Source organism: Pseudomonas cerasi (assembly GCF_027983475.1).
GTDB classification, from domain to species: domain Bacteria; phylum Pseudomonadota; class Gammaproteobacteria; order Pseudomonadales; family Pseudomonadaceae; genus Aquipseudomonas; species Aquipseudomonas cerasi.
The window spans coordinates 580,277-596,592 of record NZ_JAQJVM010000001.1; the positions used below are offsets into that span (position 1 = coordinate 580,277).

The 16,316-nt window shown below is 57.4% G+C and carries 11 protein-coding genes, 2 tRNA genes and 1 pseudogene; 6 read left to right on the top strand and 8 right to left on the bottom strand.

Translation table 11 applies throughout. The features are described from left to right. Window positions 1-42: 42 nt before the first annotated feature. The 4 genes and pseudogenes from PI739_RS02645 to PI739_RS02660 all read right to left on the bottom strand — a co-directional run bounded on the left by PI739_RS02645 (window position 43) and on the right by PI739_RS02660 (window position 4,821). Window positions 43-1,377, bottom strand: a complete 1,335-nt coding sequence (locus PI739_RS02645; protein ID WP_054080765.1) for a virulence factor family protein — start codon at window positions 1,375-1,377, stop codon at window positions 43-45. Further along, a pseudogene (mprF, locus tag PI739_RS02650) lies at window positions 1,377-3,994 on the bottom strand (bifunctional lysylphosphatidylglycerol flippase/synthetase MprF). The gene PI739_RS02645 and the pseudogene mprF overlap by 1 nt, the downstream one beginning before the upstream one ends. Before the next feature lie 374 nt (window positions 3,995-4,368). Further along, a tRNA-Met gene (locus tag PI739_RS02655) sits at window positions 4,369-4,445 on the bottom strand. A 299-nt stretch (window positions 4,446-4,744) separates the two neighbouring features. Then, window positions 4,745-4,821: transfer RNA gene (locus PI739_RS02660), tRNA-Met, on the bottom strand. A gap of 261 nt (window positions 4,822-5,082) precedes the next feature. On the opposite strand from PI739_RS02660, the gene dinB reads away from it, so the two are divergent. Next, window positions 5,083-6,144: a DNA polymerase IV gene (gene dinB / locus PI739_RS02665; RefSeq protein WP_054080767.1), complete on the top strand. Its 1,062-nt coding sequence runs from the start codon at window positions 5,083-5,085 to the stop codon at window positions 6,142-6,144. A 48-nt stretch (window positions 6,145-6,192) separates the two neighbouring features. Here dinB and PI739_RS02670 read toward each other — a convergent pair whose 3' ends face one another. From PI739_RS02670 to PI739_RS02680, 3 genes are all read right to left on the bottom strand, one after another. After that, entirely contained in the window at window positions 6,193-7,149 is a 957-nt protein-coding gene (locus tag PI739_RS02670) for a hypothetical protein (protein WP_003433321.1), read from the bottom strand. Window positions 7,150-7,214: 65 nt separating this feature from the next. Then, window positions 7,215-8,930, bottom strand: a complete 1,716-nt coding sequence (locus PI739_RS02675; RefSeq protein WP_003364749.1) for a proline--tRNA ligase — start codon at window positions 8,928-8,930, stop codon at window positions 7,215-7,217. 171 nt (window positions 8,931-9,101) lie between these two features. Continuing rightward, window positions 9,102-10,448 carry an OprD family porin gene (locus PI739_RS02680; RefSeq protein WP_003433319.1) on the bottom strand — a complete coding sequence of 449 codons (1,347 nt, stop codon included), beginning with the start codon at window positions 10,446-10,448 and terminating at the stop codon, window positions 9,102-9,104. An 857-nt stretch (window positions 10,449-11,305) separates the two neighbouring features. Here PI739_RS02680 and PI739_RS02685 point away from each other — a divergent pair. Both PI739_RS02685 and PI739_RS02690 read left to right on the top strand, forming a co-directional pair. Further along, window positions 11,306-11,731, top strand: a complete 426-nt coding sequence (locus PI739_RS02685; protein ID WP_003433318.1) for an HIT family protein — start codon at window positions 11,306-11,308, stop codon at window positions 11,729-11,731. Window positions 11,732-11,733: 2 nt separating this feature from the next. After that, the gene (locus PI739_RS02690) at window positions 11,734-11,940 is read left to right on the top strand and encodes a SlyX family protein (protein ID WP_003364741.1); all 207 of its coding nucleotides are present in this window, start codon (window positions 11,734-11,736) and stop codon (window positions 11,938-11,940) included. A 64-nt stretch (window positions 11,941-12,004) separates the two neighbouring features. Here PI739_RS02690 and PI739_RS02695 read toward each other — a convergent pair whose 3' ends face one another. Further along, entirely contained in the window at window positions 12,005-12,613 is a 609-nt protein-coding gene (locus PI739_RS02695; RefSeq protein ID WP_003364739.1) for a cold-shock protein, read from the bottom strand. A 458-nt stretch (window positions 12,614-13,071) separates the two neighbouring features. Between PI739_RS02695 and PI739_RS02700 the strand changes: the two genes are divergently transcribed. The 3 genes from PI739_RS02700 (at window position 13,072) to aspS (ending at window position 16,280) form a co-directional block, all read left to right on the top strand. Further along, window positions 13,072-13,545 carry a Dps family protein gene (locus tag PI739_RS02700; RefSeq protein ID WP_003314356.1) on the top strand — a complete coding sequence of 158 codons (474 nt, stop codon included), beginning with the start codon at window positions 13,072-13,074 and terminating at the stop codon, window positions 13,543-13,545. A 322-nt stretch (window positions 13,546-13,867) separates the two neighbouring features. Next, window positions 13,868-14,212: a ribbon-helix-helix domain-containing protein gene (locus tag PI739_RS02705; protein ID WP_003364736.1), complete on the top strand. Its 345-nt coding sequence runs from the start codon at window positions 13,868-13,870 to the stop codon at window positions 14,210-14,212. Window positions 14,213-14,504: 292 nt separating this feature from the next. Beyond that, entirely contained in the window at window positions 14,505-16,280 is a 1,776-nt protein-coding gene (gene aspS / locus PI739_RS02710; RefSeq protein ID WP_002554661.1) for an aspartate--tRNA ligase, read from the top strand. Window positions 16,281-16,316 lie beyond the last annotated feature (36 nt).

The window sequence follows — 16,316 nt, forward strand, 5'->3', positions numbered from 1 at the left end:
ACCTCACGGTGCCGGGATTTTTTTGGGGCGCAGACTGCAGCGTTACTGAGCGGTAGTCTTGCCCTGACGCTTGTTGATCGCGTCGATCAGACGTTTGGCCAGTGCCGGGTAGTCTTCATCGAAGTGATGACCGCCTGGTAACTGAACCGCTTCGCCAACGGTGGTGGTGTCGGTGCAACCGCTGTCTTTCTTCTCTTCTACGCCGTAAACGCAGAACACCTTGGCGGCTGGCAGCTTGGCCATTTCCTGTCCGGTGGTGGCTTCCTTGCCTGCGTTACCGAGCCAGCCGTCAACGTGAATCTCGAAGCTGCCAGTGCGCGCGAAGGCCAGTAGAATGATTGCGTCAACCCGGTTCTGATCGTCTGCGGCCAGGCGATTGTAGATGGCTGGCATAACGTCCGCACCGAACGAGTAGCCAGCCAGAATGAAGCGCTTGGTGCCCCATTTCTGACGGTAGTGGTTCATCAGGTCGGTGAGGTCGACGGCGGTCTGTTCCGGCGTCTTGTGTTCCCAGTAGTAGCGCAGCACATCGATGCCGACCACCGGGTAGCCCATCTTGGCCATGTCGCCAGCCACGACCTTGTCCAGGTCGCGCCATCCGCCGTCACCGGACATGAACAGCGTCACCGTGTCAGACGGCTGGCTGGCCGGGACTTCGACCGTTGGTATGCCCAGTCCGCCGCTGTCATTCTCGCCGAGTAGCAGATGACGAAGTTCGGTATTGAGCACCTGAGGCAGCGGAATGTCGTAGTCGCTGATGCTGGTGTCGGCGTTGGTCTGGTCGCGCACGAACGCTGCGCTCGGATCATCCGGCGCGTCATTCCAGGCGGCCAGCCAGTGCCCGTGCTCAGCCTTTTGTGGCAGTGGCACGTCACAGATCTGTGGTGGCTTTTCGTCCTCTTCCACAACAGGCGGCGGGTTCGAGGCATGTTCAAGCGCAAAACCTACGGAAATGGCCTGCGCCTTGTCATCGGTCTGTCCGGCCAGCCAGCGCCAGGCCAGCGTTGCACCAGGGCCTATGCCACCGACGACCTTTGCCGGGCCGTCGAGCTTCGCCAGAGCGTCCTGGAAGGTCTTCTGCTGCAGGACGCAGTCGTCCTTGGGCAACACCACCTGAATGATGCGTGCTGATGCATCCTTGCTGATCGCCAGCAATTGCTTGTCGGTCAACATGTCTTCAGCGGTAACGGCCAGTGCGATACGGGTCTTGATGCTGGTGGCCGGTGTTACGCTGGTCAGCGGCGCGCCACCGTCAAGGTTCGAGTGTTCCAGCGATGCGGGCGGGGCGGGGCGGGTCCAGACCCAGACTCCCAGCGCTACGATTAAAAGAACAATTACCAGAGCTGCGAGCAAAAGGCGCCAGGAGCGTCGAATCATCAGCGTTTCACCAATCCAGTCAGGCCGCCCGCAATCAGGGCGGCGGTGTCAGCCAGTGCCACGAGCGGATCAAGTCCGGCAGGCACGGCCATATAACGAGGTTCCCAGTCAGGCTGGAACTTGTCCTTGAAGCGACGCAGCCCCTGGAAGTTGTACAGCTGTTCGCCACGGCGGAAGATCATCGAACCCAGACGCTGGGTGATGGGTGCACCGCGTCGTGGCTGCAGACCCGACAAAGGCACCATGCCCAGGCTGAAGCGCGCGTAGCCCTGGGCTTTGTAATGCAGAATCAGGCCGACCATCATGAACTCCATGGTCAGCTTGGGCGCATCCGGGTGAGAGCGCATCAGGTCAAGGCTGGCCAGTTCCGGGCTGGTGGTTTCCAGCAGGTTGGAGAACGCGACCGGCTTGCCCTGAAAGTGCACGATGGCAATGCGGAAGTACTTTAGGTACTCGGTGCTGAAGCGGCCCAGGGAGAAGCCTTTTTCACGGACATTCTTGCCCGTCAGCCAGGCGTCTGAAATCACTTTCAGCTCGTCGATCGGCGCCTGGCCCGGTTCGTAGATTTCCAGCGAAAGACCGTCGCGGCCACCCCGGTTCCAGGTGTAACGCAGGTCCTTCATCTCCTTGCCCTTGGCGTCGATGTCGAAGCGCCGCAGGTCGACGCGCGCTTCTTCACCCAGCTTGATGGCGGTGAGACCGATGTCCATGTAGAACGGCAGGTTTTCTGCACGTACCTGGTAGAACACCGGACGTGCATGGTGCACGTCGCACAGATCGCGGAATTGCCAGATCAGCTCGGCACGCTGCTGTGTAGGGCCGATCGGATCGTAAAGCGCCACCAGACTGCGGCCGCGATGCGAGTACATCAGGAATGCATTGCCGGCCGGATGAAACAGTATCGCCTTGTCGCCGGTCAGCACCAGGCCGCCATCCGGCTGTTTGGATGCCTTGAGGATCTCGGCCGCCTTGTCCAGATCTGCTGCGTCGGGCAGCTTGATGACCGGCCTGGCAGTACGCAGCAACCAGGTCAGCGAAACCACCACCAGCAGTACTGCGCTGCCCAGTGCCGAACGCAGGCCGCGTGGGGCATCTGCATCCAGTGTGAACTGCCACCACAACTGGTGACTGTAGGGCACGTCCTGATAGGCGAACAGCAGCAGCCAGATCGAGGCACCGACCACACAAATGCTGGCAATCAGGTAGACCGGCGAGAACGGCAGCTCCAGCAGGCGGCTTGGACGGTAGAACGAACGGCGGAAGGTCAGCAGTAGGCAGGCGGTCAGCAGCAGCATGCTGGCTTCTTCCCAGTCGAAGCCTTTGAGTATCGACAGCACTGCACCGACCAGCAGCAAAATAGAAGTCAGCATCCATGCGGCCGACAGTCGCCGACGCAGGCCCTGGGCAAGCAGCAGGCACAGTACGCCGACAAGACTGGCCCCGAAGTGCGATGCATCGATCAGTCGATGCGGGATCATGAAGCCGACGTTTTCCAGACGGGTATCGATTTCAGGGGTGGCACCAGAGAAGAGCAGCACCACCCCCGACAAGAAAACCAGTAGTGCCAGAATCGGTGCCGCCAGCCCTGAGGCGACGCGCATGGCCTGCCGGGTCGGCAGCAGGCGTTGGGCTTCGGTAAACAGCAGGGTAAGACAGGCCAGCAGCAGCGGCAGGATCACGTAGATCAGGCGGTACAGCAGCAGCGCAGCGGCGAGCGGGGCGGCACCCAGTTCGTTGGCAAAGGCTGCGAGCAGAATCGCTTCGAACACACCGACGCCGCCAGGCACATGGCTGAGTACGCCAGCAGCGAGGGCCAGCAGATAGATAAGGATGAATGCACCCAGCGGCGGCGCGTGCGGCAGCAGGAGGTACAGGACCATCGCTGCGGCGGCGACATCCAGCGCGGTGATCACCAGCTGGATCAGCGTCAGCTTCAAATCCGGCAGGCGCAAGGTACGACGACCGAGACGAACCAGAATATTGTGCGGGATGTCCTGTTCCGGCAGGCGGCGACGGTAGACAAACACCGCCAGCAGCAGGCTGCCGATCAAAACTGCTGTGGCGACGACAGCCAGCACGTCGACGGGAAGCTTGAGTGCCAGTGACGCGCCTGACAGGTTGCTCAACGTGGCCAGTGCAGCCAGCGGCGGCAGCGCACAACCCAGTGACAGGCTGGCGAACACGGTCATGCGGGCAATTTCGATTGCGCCTACGCCGTGGCGTGAATAAAGCCTGTAGCGCACCGAGCCACCGGACAGCATCGACAGGCCGACCGCATTGCCGATGGCAAATGAGGTGAAGCCGCCGAGAAGCAGCGTCTTGATGGGCAGGTCGACATTGGCATAGCGACTGGCCGACAGTTCATAGCCCATCAGGATGATATAGCCGACGATTGCCGCGAGCAGCGCACCGCCCAAGGCGGGCAGGGGGACTGCGAACAGCGAGTCGTGCAGCGCATACCAGTCCATTTCGACCAGCATGTGGCGGCAGGCTATAAGGGCCAGGCTGAACAACAGCAGCATCACTGCCAGCCCGATGGGCTGTCGGTATTTGCTCAGCAGCTCCCGCCAGTTATGGCGCGGTGGGCTGATGGGTTGCTCTGCATCAATGGTTTCATTGGAATCGGACATGTTGTCGCGCATCAATCACTCCTTGGATCGTGCGCGACAGGATGGAGGTATGCAGCCAAGTTACCAATCCCTACGCAGAAAATATTTCAGGATGTTAGCGCGTCAACGTCTAACGAGCGAATAGCGAATCGAGCCGGGTGATGCTGTTCAGCTACGGTTCAGTCGTGATTCAGCTTAGTAACACCTATCGGCAGCGCACGCAAAAACTGTCGTAAATGCACGCATTACGTTACAGATGTGATGATAGGGTTTCAAAGGACTTTGGAAATAGTCTTTTTTGTCAGACAGTTAGCCGTTGCCCGCACTGCTTTTTTACCGGAAACAAAAAAGGCCACTCTTTCGAGTAGCCTTTCTTGATGTTTGGTTGCGGGAGCCGGATTTGAACCGACGACCTTCGGGTTATGAGCCCGACGAGCTACCAGACTGCTCCATCCCGCGTCTGTGTGGCGGCATTCTACAGCCGAACGCCGACGTGTCAACCCTTAATCCGGAAAGCCTGCAAATGAGTAGCAGATTGTGCAGATTTTGCACGATTGGGTTCGGATGCGCAGTTTTCAGGACTGCGCGCTTGCGTGGGGCGTTATCAGGAAAGCGTAAGGCCTTTGGTCAGGATTTGCCGCAGGTCGCCGGGAGCGATCTATATCTGCGCGAGGCGTGGTCCATGTCCAGGCCTTAGAAGGGTGCTTTTCAGGCGCGCACAAAAAAGGCCACTCTTTCGAGTAGCCTTTCTTGATGTTTGGTTGCGGGAGCCGGATTTGAACCGACGACCTTCGGGTTATGAGCCCGACGAGCTACCAGACTGCTCCATCCCGCGTCTGTGTGGCGGCATTCTACAGAGAGATGGCGAGGTGTCAATGGTTAGTTTTAAGAAAGTGCTTTTTCTTCAAATGCTTAGCGGATCCAAATGATCGGTCTGCACGGCATCGGCGCTTGCATGACGGGGCTTTGCGGCTTTTTCGGTCATGCGTGATGGGCTTTTGACTACTTTTCATGGCGGCCTTTCGCATCATTGGATGTTACTTGGCGGTACGAATGAGATACTGCGCGGCCATTGATTGTAAAATCCCATCAGGTCATGACGCAGCGCAAAATCATCCACATCGACTGTGACTGCTTTTATGCAGCCATTGAAATGCGTGACGAGCCCGACCTCGCTGGCAAGCCGCTGGCGGTAGGCGGCTCTGCGGAGCGGCGCGGGGTGATTGCGACCTGTAATTACGAGGCGCGCGCCTATGGGGTGCGTTCGGCCATGTCGTCCCGGCATGCGCTCAAACTCTGCCCGAACCTGACCATCGTCAAGCCGCGCATGGATGCTTATAAAGAAGCATCGCGGGAAATCCACACGATCTTTCGCGATTACACCGACCTTATAGAGCCGTTGTCTCTGGATGAGGCCTTTCTGGATGTGTCCGAGGCCGGGCATTTTTCCGGCAGTGCCACGCGCATCGCGCAGGACATCCGTCGCAGGGTCTCGAATCAGTTGCACATCACCGTGTCGGCGGGCGTTGCGCCCAACAAGTTTCTCGCCAAGATCGCCAGCGACTGGAAAAAGCCCAACGGGTTGTTCGTCATCACACCGGATCAGGTCGAGGATTTCGTCGCTTCCTTGCCGGTCACCAAGCTTCACGGCGTCGGAAAAGTCACCGCAGACAAGCTCGGCCGGCTGGGTATCGTCGACTGCGCCGACCTGCGAAGCCGCAGCAAGCTCGCGCTGGTCCGGGAATTCGGCAGCTTTGGCGAGCGCCTCTGGAGTCTGGCGCACGGGATCGATGACCGCCCCGTGCAGAATGACAGCCGACGTCAGTCAGTCAGCGTTGAAAATACCTACGACACGGATCTGCCCGATCTGGCGGCCTGCCTGGAAAAGCTGCCGGACCTGCTGGAAACGTTGAGTGGCCGCATGGCCAGAATGGAAGGGCAGTACCGGCCCGGCAAGCCGTTCGTCAAAGTGAAGTTTCACGACTTTACGCAGACGACTCTGGAGCAGTCCGGAGCCGGCAGGGATCTGGGCAGCTATGAACAGTTGCTGGCTCAGGCGTTCGCCCGTGGTGGCAAGCCGGTCCGCTTGCTGGGCATAGGCGTACGTCTGCACGATCTGCGTGCAGCCCATGAACAGCTGGAATTATTCTCTCGATAATGACTGGCCGCGGTTATACGCCGCGGCCTTTCATGTTACGGGCTCTTGCTACTGGCTCTGGGCAGGAACAGCGACCAGGCGGCCAGCGTCTCTGGCGAGAGACTTGAGAAACTCACCCTGCAACTGCGGATCGTTGCGCGTCAGTTCGATCAGGCTCTGTTCCAGCTCACTGGCTTCTTCTTCCAGCCCCATGTCAGAAAGACGTTTGACGCGATGCACCCACTGGCTGACCTCGTCATCTTCCAGGTCGTCGTAGATCAGGGCGTGCGCCTCCAGCAACTTGCCGCGTAGCGAATGGCTGATTGGCAAACTGGCGTTCGCGTGCGCGCTGTCCTGATCGTCTTCGACATTGATATAGATGCGCGTGATGCGGCTCAGGTCCTGTTCCGCAAACGGGCTGTCCAGCAGGTTCAGGCGCAGGATGCCGTTGCGGTCAGTGCTCATTTCGTGAGTTTCATTGCCAGCCTTGACCATCACCGGGCGTTCATTCCAGGGCAGGGTGGAGTTCTCGATCCGCTTGTCCTTCTGAACCTCGTCGATACTCGCCAGATTCTGCTCGGCGCGACCGTGGGACGGGGCATTCATGAACGGGTTCAGACCTGCCACGCCATAGTGAATCCAGTCCTTGGTCATGCTTTCCGGCAAATTGCCCAGCGCAAACACGTTGACCACGTTGGCCCCGACACCTGCGACAACCGCTATTGCGCCGAGCGGGATCTCGTAGACCTCCCGCCACGGTTGGTAAGGCGTGTAGCGGTCATAGTGTCGAGTGACTTCAAAGTCGGTGACCTCGAACGATTTGTGCTCGTGAATCCGCACGCGGCGTTGCGGCAACTCCAGTGTCTTGGGTTCGCCAATATCGACTTGCAGGGTATGTTCGAGCAGTTTGCGTTCGACTCGCTCCTCGTGCTCGCTGCGCTGAGAGAGCTGGTTGGCACAGCCGCCGACGAGAAATGAGCCGCACAGAACGGCGCTGCCGAGGCTTAAGGTGCTTCGTTTGAGCATGGGATCTCTGATGCGGATTGGGCGAGTGAAGAGCGGCGCACCTGCGAGCAGGTGCGCCTTTTGACTCAGCGGTTCACTTTGCCCTGGATGAACGACAGCACGTCCGCGACCGCAATGGCTTGCGGTTGCGATTCGGTACGGCTCTTGTATTCCAGATTGCCTTCGGCCAGGCCTCGGTCGCTCACCACGATGCGGTGCGGGATACCGATCAGTTCCATGTCGGCGAACTTGATGCCTGGGCTGGTCTTCTTGTCGCGGTCGTCGAGCAATACTTCAAAACCGGCAGCCGTCAGGTCGGCGTACAGTTTGTCCGTCGCTTCACGAACGGCGTCTGTCTCGTAGCGCAGCGGAACCAGCGCAATCTGGAACGGTGCGAGGGTGTCGTTCCAGATGATGCCGTTTTCGTCGCTGTTCTGTTCGATGGCAGCCGCCACCACCCGGGAAACACCGATGCCGTAGCAACCCATCGCCAGATTGACTGGCTTGCCGTTCTCACCCAGCACCTGGCACTTCATCGCTTCGCTGTACTTGGTACCCAGCTGGAAGATGTGACCCACTTCGATGCCGCGCTTGATTTCCAGCGTGCCTTTGCCATCCGGGCTTGGATCACCCGCAACCACGTTACGCAGGTCGGCGACGGTCGGCACCGGCAGATCGCGCTCCCAGTTGACGCCGAAGTAGTGCTTGTCGTCGATGTTGGCACCCACGCTGAAGTCGCTCATCAGCTCGACAGAGCGGTCGATGATGCACGGCAGTGGCAGGTTCAATGGGCCCAGCGAGCCCGCGCCTGCGCCGATGGCGTCGCGCAGTTCGGCTTCGGACGCCATAACCAGCGGGCTGGCGACCTGTTCCAGCTGGCTGGCCTTGATTTCATTGAGCTCGTGATCGCCGCGGATGATCAGGGCGATCAGCTTGCCTTCTTCGGCCGCATGGACCACCAGAGTCTTGACGGTTTTCTCGATGGGCAGACCGAAACCCTCGACCAGTTGGGCGATGGTTTTGGCGTTTGGAGTGTCGATCAGACGCAATTCTTCAGTAGCGGCCGGACGAGTCTTTTCGCGAGGCACCGCTTCGGCTTTTTCGATGTTGGCTGCGTAATCGGAGCCATCGCTGAACACGATATCGTCTTCGCCGGATTCGGCCAGTACGTGGAATTCGTGCGAGCCTGCGCCACCAATCGAGCCGTTATCCGCTTCGACCGGGCGGAATTTGAGGCCTAGGCGGGTGAAGATGTTGCTGTATGCCAGGTGCATGCGATCGTAGGTGACCTGCAGCGATTCGTGATCGGCGTGGAACGAGTAAGCGTCTTTCATGACGAACTCGCGTCCACGCATCAGGCCGAAGCGTGGGCGGATCTCGTCACGGAATTTGGTCTGGATCTGGTACAGATTGATTGGCAGCTGTTTATAGCTGTTGAGCTCATTGCGTGCCAGATCGGTGATGACTTCTTCGTGGGTCGGGCCCAGGCAGAACTCACGGTTGTGGCGGTCGACCAGACGCATCAGCTCCGGGCCATACTGCTCCCAGCGTCCGGATTCCTGCCACAGCTCTGCGGGTTGAATGCCGGGCATCAAGATTTCGAGTGCGCCTGCGGCGTCCATTTCTTCACGAACAATGGCTTCGACCTTGCGCAGCACGCGCAGGCCCATGGGCAGCCAGGTGTAAAGACCGGATGCTAACTTGCGGATCATGCCGGCGCGCAGCATCAGCTGATGGCTGACCACGACCGCATCGGAAGGGGTTTCTTTCTGTGTGGCGAGCAAAAATTGACTGGTGCGCATGGTTGGCCGTTGTCGGTTGCTGAGACAGGAAATGACCTGGCATTGTACGGCGGTGTGCCGGTCGCGTACAGGGCGGGGCTGGCTTGCAGGTGGCTTCAGAGCGCTTTGATGGGAGCATGAAAAAGCCCGGCATGTGCCGGGCTTCTTCTATTAACGAGTGCTGAGCGGTGATTACAGGATCGAGATCGGGTAATCGACAATCAGGCGGAACTCGTTGACGTCGCCATCTGCCTGGGCATCGTTACCACGGTGCCACGCCTGACGCATACGGAAGGACAGATCTTTGGCTGGGCCAGTCTGTACAACGTATTTGGCTTCAAGGTTGGTTTCGTGGTGCTTGCCGTCGGCTCCATACATGTTGGCATAGGCACTGGACGCGTCTACTTTGGTGCCATCAATGTTGTCACCGTTGAGGTAGCGGGTCATGAAGCTCAGGCCAGGAACGCCGTAAGGCGTCATGTTCAGGTCGTAGCGCACTTGCCACGACTTCTCGCCTGGACCGTTGAAGTCGGAGTACTGAACGGAGTTGGCCAGGAAAATCGAGTCGCCGCCACGATTGTTGTCGCCTATACCGATGTAGTCGAACGGTGTATCGCCGTCGACTTTCTGGTACGCAACGGTAATGGTATGCGCTGCCAGGAATGAATAGGCTGCCGATGCCGAGTAAGTGGTGTTGTTAATCGACCCAGCTTTAGCGCTGCCTTCGTCAAGGGTGCGGTACAGGTTGACGTCGAAGGCCAGTGACTGATCATTCCCCAAAGGCAATGCGTAGTTCACGTTACCGTAGTACTGATCCCAGATGTCTTCGAGTTTGGCTGCATAGAAAGCTACGCCCAAACCGTCGGTCACTGCGTACTTGCCGCCAACAAAATCTGCGCTGCTGGCTTTCAGGCCGTTGAAGCCGTTTGCGTAAGTTGCCCAGATGCTGCCGTCGTGACTGGTGTCATCCTGGCTTGTGCCCGAGTAGAAGTGTCCTGCTTCAAGATCAAGACCTGCAATCTCACTGCTTTGCAGGCTTAGACCACTAGCGGTTTGAGGTAGCAGGCGTGATCCGCCAACCGCAAATACTGGACTGGTAGGCTGCATATCACCGATTTTCAATTCAGTCTTCGATACGCGGAATTTTACAGCGCCGCCCAGCTTGCCCTGCGTAGCCTCGTTATCACCATTGGCGTCAGTGACCAAGTTTCCAGAGCCTGAGTATTTGTCGAGACCCCAAAGCCTGAGGCCCCCGTAGCCGAATGCCTCAACGCCTACACCGATGGTGCCTTGAGTGTAGCCGGTGCTGAAGTTGGCCCAGATGCCCTGGGTCCAGTCTTTGTCGCTGCGGCCGCCTGGAGCAGGGTTGTTTTTCTTGTCGCGGTTGAAATAATAGTTGCGCAACTTCAGGTCAAGCGTGCTGCCTTCCACAAAGCCCTTGGCATCAGCCTGATCGCTGACGAAAGGTGCGGCTGTTGCCATTTGGGCGCTGGCTGCTGTAACGGCCAGTGCGATTGCGCTCCACTTCATCACTCTCATCGTGATTGCTCCTTTGGTTTTTAGAAGATTTTTCTGCCGTCCCACCTGCTTTTTTATCTGGGCGGCTCTTTCTATTTTTGTCGGCGGAATCTATATCACGCTGACTTGGGTTGCTATAGCTACAGCCTTATCCTTTCAGAATCTTTACGACGCGCAGCCGAGCTAGCCTGTAGTGGCATTCTGCACATTGTCGGATCGATCAAAGTGCGGTCCGTCACGGCGTCCCTCAGGGTCGCAAGCCTTGTTTCCCTTGATGCTGTCACCCCTGTTTTCCGCCAGGGATGTCGTGATCATATGGGTGATAAAGCAACAAGCGTGCACAAAGTTTCCGAAAATGAAAAAATTTTGTGAAAAATCAGAATCAAGATCGCCTTTTTGCTCCATCTAGCTGTTTTAAATGACTATTTTTATTTTTTTAAAATACCGCTGGCTTTTCTCCGCCAAGGCTGGCTTCTGCCCCTCTCGCCCAAAAACGTTACCGGTATAGGCTTACATTGAGTAGAAAACGAATCCACCGTGTTGCTGGCGCAACAGCAGTGTGTGATTTTGGTGCATTCCCCATCGGGTTCGCCTGAACCTGGAGCGTTGCTATGGGTGGCGGTCATGGTGAGGCAATGGATGTTTCATTTTCATGTACGCGAGGCAGGCAATTGTAAGGCGGTGGTTCAAGGTGAGGCTGTTTTCAACGGGGTCCGCCGTCAGTCAGTGGCGTCAAATCGGTGCGGCGACCGTTGCAGTGGATGCATTCTGGTGCGCAGGTGAAGCCTTACGCGAAGCCTAGTATCCTGACTGCCTATCGCAGCACCCTGTTACCGACAGGGCAGGTGCATTCACCTGGCAATCAGGAGCTTTTTATCGTGTTCGTTCTGGATTCCCGGCTTCAACAAGACACCTTGCCGATTGGCGACTTTCCGCTATGCCGGTTACTGCTCTCCAACGACAGCCACTACCCCTGGTTCATTCTGGTGCCGCGCCGCGCAGACATCACCGAAGTCTTTCAACTGAGTGCAGCAGACCAGATGCAGTTGTGGCAGGAGACGAGTGCGCTGGCCAAGGTGCTGAACGAGCTCTTCGATGCGGATAAAATCAATGTTGCCGCCTTGGGCAACGTAGTGAGCCAGCTGCATATGCACGTCATCGTGCGCAAACGTGACGATGCTGCCTGGCCTGCGCCCGTGTGGGGCAAGCATGCTGCCATCGCTTATACCGACGAACAGCTCTCGGCAATCCGTCGGCAGTTGAAGCCGGTACTGACAAATGATTTCCGATTTGAGGAGGAGTAATCATGAGCCTTGAAGAGCGAGTCATGGAGCTTGAAAGCCGTATGGCCTTTCAGGACGATACGATCCAGGCACTCAATGACGTGCTGGTAAAACAGCGGCGCGAATTGGATCATCTTCAACTGCAGATGGCGGCGATGCTCAAGCGTCAGGAGGAAATGGGCAGCCAGTTCGAGACCTTCGAGGAAGATGCTCCGCCACCTCACTATTGATCGGCTGGCATAAAAAAACCGCGACTTCCGTCAGGAGGTCGCGGTTTTTTATTGCTTGAAACAATTAGCGGCGGGGCAGGGCTGCAATGACATCTTCGGCCTGCAGGCCTTTGTCGCGGTTCATCACGGAAAATTCGACGCGTTGCCCTTCGACCAGTACGCGATGACCCTCACCGCGAATGGCGCGAAAATGCACAAAAATATCGTCGCCGGAATCCCGGGAGATGAAGCCGAAACCCTTGGACGTGTTGAACCACTTTACGGTGCCGGTATCACGATTTCCCATGTCGTGGCTTTGCGGCGCGGACGAAGGGGTGTAAGACCTGTAAAAGCTGACACCCAGGTGCAGGGCGACGGCTACGATGGCGATAGCCAGGCTCACCAGAATGGCGGGTTGGCCTGCGATGCCTGGTAGAGGAACAAGCAAGGTTAGCGTTTGTACGATTACCGCAATGACAAGCAGTGCACTGACCAGATTTTGCAGATTATGACGCGGGCCTCGATTCCAGTAAGGAATGACCGGAGCGAGTATCAGGTTAAGCAGCCCTAGAAAAGCCAGGCAGATCGCGTCAGGATTTTGCAGGTAGAGAGATGCCGCTTCACTACGCAGGCTGGGTATGAAAGAGAGCAACAGGGCTGCTGCTCCCGTTACCAGGTGGACGATTTTCAACATTTTAAAAAGCTCACATGCAAGAAGGATTACAAGAAATAGCTGGTAACGCCCGGTACGCTTCTGAACAAGATGAGGCGTGATGCACGGACGCTGGGCCGGCCTATGTGCCAGCGCTGGATGACAACTCGTTGGCGACACGACGTGTATTTAACAGCAAAGCCTGATGCTACTCAAATCAGCAATCAATAACGGCTCTCCTGCTTGCCCTGCCTGGATAGCCTGTGCCGCTACAGGGGTTGAGACAGAGCGTTCAGGCTGGTTTTGCTAACGAGTATTGAGGGTGCGCAGGGATTTTCTGTCCGTGGCGCCTGTCGTGATGCGTCACAAAGCACCCAGGTATGTCCATGAATCGTTGCCGGCTTGTGGCATCGACCCAACGGAAAGCTGCGCCATTCGGGTTCTCTTGATAGAGTAGTGGTCTTTACTGCTTTTCAATCCTCACTAAAAGGGCATGAAACATGGCAATCGATATTGGTATCAGTGAAGAGGATCGCAAGTCGATCGTGGACGGTCTGTCGCATCTGCTGTCGGATACTTATGTGCTTTACCTCAAGACTCACAACTTTCACTGGAATGTCAGCGGGCCGATGTTTCGCACGCTGCATTTAATGTTTGAAGAACAGTATAACGAACTGGCACTGGCGGTTGACTCTATTGCCGAGCGTATTCGTGCGTTGGGCTTCCCTGCTCCTGGCACTTATTCGACCTATGCGCGCCTGTCTTCCATCAAGGAAGAAGAAGGCGTGCCAAGTGCTGAAGATATGATCAAAAGTCTGGTGCAGGGTCAAGAGGCTGTTGTCCGTACTGCTCGTAGTATCTTTCCTCTTCTGGATAAGGTTAGCGATGAGCCGACAGCTGACCTGCTGACACAACGCATGCAGGTTCATGAGAAAACGGCCTGGATGTTGCGCTCGATGCTTGAATCGAAGTAACGGCCAGGGGCGGGTGGCTTCAAGTGCCACTCGTCCCGCTCTTCAACTGTTCTTCCCTCTCGTCACCTGCCTTCATTGCGCAATCACTCGGGCAGCTCAAGGCCCGAATGCCCTGCGCTGCGCTGCAGTTCTCCTCGCTTTCTTCATAGTCCCTTCAAGTTTAAACGATATTCCGCTATTTCCTGTTGCCATCTCCTACAGTGATAAGGTGTAGGGGCTTCTGGCTATAAAATCGCCAATCATGTTTTATACATCGGGACATTTATTTGTTTTTGAATATTTCTTTTGGTGTTTAAAACTCAATGATTCGAAGGTGGCGGTTATGGTGTTGCGAAGTGCTGAGCGAGAACTTAAGTTGTTACATCGAGAGGTGGAAATACGCCATGATCCTTTTGTCGAGGATTTCAATATGACGCTGGCGCAGCCACATTCCAAATCCGTTCGGCTTAACGGTCTGGCGACGTGCCTGCGTCTTGAGAACGTGTACTGGAACATTCTTTCAGGTATCGCCAGTTCCAATGAATGCTCCGTTAATGCGGTATTGTCCTACATTGATCGGGAGGTTCACTTACGGTACGGGGGGGTAAAGAATTTCAGTGGCCTGATTCGTGTTGTCTGTGTGGCGCATCTTTTGAAGGGCGACTGCCTGGAAAATTCCCACGTCTAGCTTGGTTTTATCCTTATTTCTGCGGGCTCGCTCAGGCGTGCCTGCGCTGTCCCCCGCAGCGCGAGTGAACAGCGCGGCTGCGCGGGGTGGTCACAACCTTATCCGGTCGTTAATGGGTTCGTTCGGCTGCACGGTGCCAATTAACTCTATATAATCCTCCGTCTTGCTAGCGGGCGTGACTCTGCGTGGGCCAGGGCTGGCTTTAGCCTTGTGCCGGTGCCTTGTACCACTGAGCGCAAGCCAGGAGCGAAATCGCCACCGAATTCGAATTACGAGAAGTGAAAACACCATCATGATGCGCAGCCATTATTGCGGCCAACTGAACGAGAGTCTGGAAGGCCAGGAAATTACCCTTTGCGGATGGGTCCACCGTCGTCGTGACCACGGGGGCGTTATCTTCCTCGATATCCGCGACCGTGAAGGCATGGCTCAAGTCGTGTTCGACCCTGATCGTGCCGACAGTTTCGCAGCCGCCGACCGTGTGCGCAGCGAGTACGTGGTCAAGGTCGTGGGCAAGGTTCGTGCTCGTCCGGCAGGTGCCGTGAACGCGAATATGGCGTCTGGCGCCATCGAGGTTCTGGGTTACGAGCTCGAGGTGTTGAACGAGTCCGAAACGCCGCCGTTCCCGCTGAATGAGTACTCCGACGTCGGCGAGGAAACACGCCTGCGTTATCGCTTCATCGACCTGCGCCGTCCGGAGATGGCCGAGAAGCTGCGTCTGCGTTCGCGCATCACGACCAGTATCCGTCGCTACCTGGATGACAACGGTTTCCTCGACGTCGAGACGCCGATCCTGACCCGCGCTACCCCGGAAGGCGCTCGCGACTATCTGGTTCCAAGCCGTACACACCCGGGCAGCTTCTTCGCTCTGCCGCAATCGCCTCAGCTGTTCAAGCAACTGCTGATGGTGGCCGGCTTCGACCGTTACTACCAGATCGCCAAGTGCTTCCGCGACGAGGACCTGCGTGCCGACCGTCAGCCGGAATTCACCCAGATCGACATCGAAACCAGCTTCCTCAATGAAGAGGACATCATCGGTCTGACCGAGAAGATGGTTCGTCAGCTGTTCAAGGAAGTCCTGGACCTGGAGTTCGGTGATTTCCCGCACATGACTTTCGAAGAGGCCATGCGCCGCTACGGTTCCGACAAGCCGGACCTGCGTAACCCGCTGGAACTGGTGGATGTTGCCGATCAGCTCACCGGCGTGGAATTCAAGGTGTTCAGCGGCCCAGCCAACGACCCCAAGGGGCGCGTTGCCGCACTGCGTGTACCGGGCGCCGCCAGCATGGCGCGCAGCCAGATCGACGACTACACCAAGTTCGTCAGCATCTATGGTGCCAAGGGGCTGGCCTACATCAAGGTCAACGAGCGCGCGAAGGGGCCGGAAGGCTTGCAGTCGCCGATCGTCAAGTTCATCCCGGAAGACAATCTGAACGTCATCCTCGATCGCGTTGGTGCGGTTGATGGCGACATCGTTTTCTTCGGTGCGGACAAGTTCAAGATCGTCAGCGAGGCCCTTGGCGCGCTGCGTATCAAGATCGGTAATGACCTCAAGCTGCATACTTGCGAGTGGGCACCGATGTGGGTCGTTGACTTCCCGATGTTCGAAGAAAACGACGACGGCAGCTTCACCGCGTTGCACCACCCCTTCACCGCACCCAAGTGCACGCCTGAAGAGCTGGAAGCCAACCCGGCGACCGCGCTGTCCCGTGCCTATGACATGGTGCTCAACGGCACCGAGCTGGGCGGCGGTTCGATCCGTATCCATCGCAAGGAAATGCAACAGGCGGTCTTCCGTCTGCTGGGCATTGCCGAAGACGAGCAGCAGGAGAAGTTCGGCTTCCTGCTCGATGCCTTGAAATACGGCGCGCCACCGCACGGTGGTCTGGCTTTCGGTCTGGACCGTCTGGTGATGCTGATGACCGGCGCGCAATCGATTCGCGAAGTGATCGCGTTCCCGAAAACCCAGAGCGCGGCCGATGTCATGACCCAGGCGCCTGGCGTTGTCGATGCCAAAGCGTTGCGCGAGCTGCACATCCGTCTGCGTGAGCAGCCGAAGGCCGAGTGATGCCGGGCAGGGCGTATCGTCGATACGCCCTGTATC

What these genes read in the sequence shown, in the direction of transcription:
- PI739_RS02645 (WP_054080765.1), bottom strand. Translation starts at nt 1,377, where the DNA reads ATGATTCGACGCTCCTGGCGCCTTTTGCTCGCAGCTCTGGTAATTGTT.
- dinB (WP_054080767.1), top strand. Translation starts at nt 5,083, where the DNA reads ATGACGCAGCGCAAAATCATCCACATCGACTGTGACTGCTTTTATGCA.
- PI739_RS02670 (WP_003433321.1), bottom strand. Translation starts at nt 7,149, where the DNA reads ATGCTCAAACGAAGCACCTTAAGCCTCGGCAGCGCCGTTCTGTGCGGC.
- PI739_RS02675 (WP_003364749.1), bottom strand. Translation starts at nt 8,930, where the DNA reads ATGCGCACCAGTCAATTTTTGCTCGCCACACAGAAAGAAACCCCTTCC.
- PI739_RS02680 (WP_003433319.1), bottom strand. Translation starts at nt 10,448, where the DNA reads ATGAGAGTGATGAAGTGGAGCGCAATCGCACTGGCCGTTACAGCAGCC.
- PI739_RS02690 (WP_003364741.1), top strand. Translation starts at nt 11,734, where the DNA reads ATGAGCCTTGAAGAGCGAGTCATGGAGCTTGAAAGCCGTATGGCCTTT.
- PI739_RS02695 (WP_003364739.1), bottom strand. Translation starts at nt 12,613, where the DNA reads ATGTTGAAAATCGTCCACCTGGTAACGGGAGCAGCAGCCCTGTTGCTC.
- PI739_RS02700 (WP_003314356.1), top strand. Translation starts at nt 13,072, where the DNA reads ATGGCAATCGATATTGGTATCAGTGAAGAGGATCGCAAGTCGATCGTG.
- PI739_RS02705 (WP_003364736.1), top strand. Translation starts at nt 13,868, where the DNA reads ATGGTGTTGCGAAGTGCTGAGCGAGAACTTAAGTTGTTACATCGAGAG.
- aspS (WP_002554661.1), top strand. Translation starts at nt 14,505, where the DNA reads ATGATGCGCAGCCATTATTGCGGCCAACTGAACGAGAGTCTGGAAGGC.